Raw genomic sequence first — 627 nt, 5'->3', positions numbered from 1 at the left:
CGGCGGTACGTGTTCGTGGTAACTTTGATTTAGTGTCGCGGGAAAACGCACTTCTGGCCAATAACGTCTTGCTGATTGCTGCACTTGTCGTTGTCTTAGTTGGTACGTTGTTGCCATTGGTTCACAAGCAACTCGGTTTGGGCTCGGTTTCTATCGGTGCCCCATTCTTCGATATGCTATTCGCATGGCTGATGATGCCGTTTGCCTTCTTGCTAGGTATCGGTCCTCTTATCCGTTGGAAGCGTGACCAGTTATCTTCGATTGTGAAGCCTATGCTTGTGTCGGGCACTGTGTCTCTGGCGTTGGCGGCGGTTTGTGTATTCCTATTTGCTGATTTCTTCTCAGTGATGGCGTACATCGGCTGGGTTATGTCGATTTGGATCGTGGCAATGCATGCGTTCGAATTGCATGAGCGTGCGACGCACCGTCACAGTTTTGTTGAAGGTGTTCGTAAGCTTCAACGTAGCCACTGGGCGATGATGTTTGGTCATATCGGTCTTGCTGTGACGATCATTGGTATCGCTATGGTACAAAACTACAGCATTGAGCGTGATGTGCGTTTAGCGCCAGGTGAACACTTCCAAATCGAAGGTTATGATTTCTACTTCTCGGGTCTTCGTGATAAAG

Annotated in this window: 1 protein-coding gene; it reads left to right on the top strand. The window is 48.8% G+C overall.

Annotated features, from left to right (window positions below; all coding sequences use genetic code 11):
• Positions 1-627: cytochrome c-type biogenesis CcmF C-terminal domain-containing protein (locus R7Z50_RS28590; RefSeq protein WP_318149892.1), on the top strand; the 627-nt coding region annotated here is incomplete at both ends.

This window comes from Vibrio sp. 1249-1 (assembly GCF_033340495.1).
Note: the sequence above shows the minus strand (reverse complement) of the source record. Positions and strands in the feature narration are given on the sequence as shown.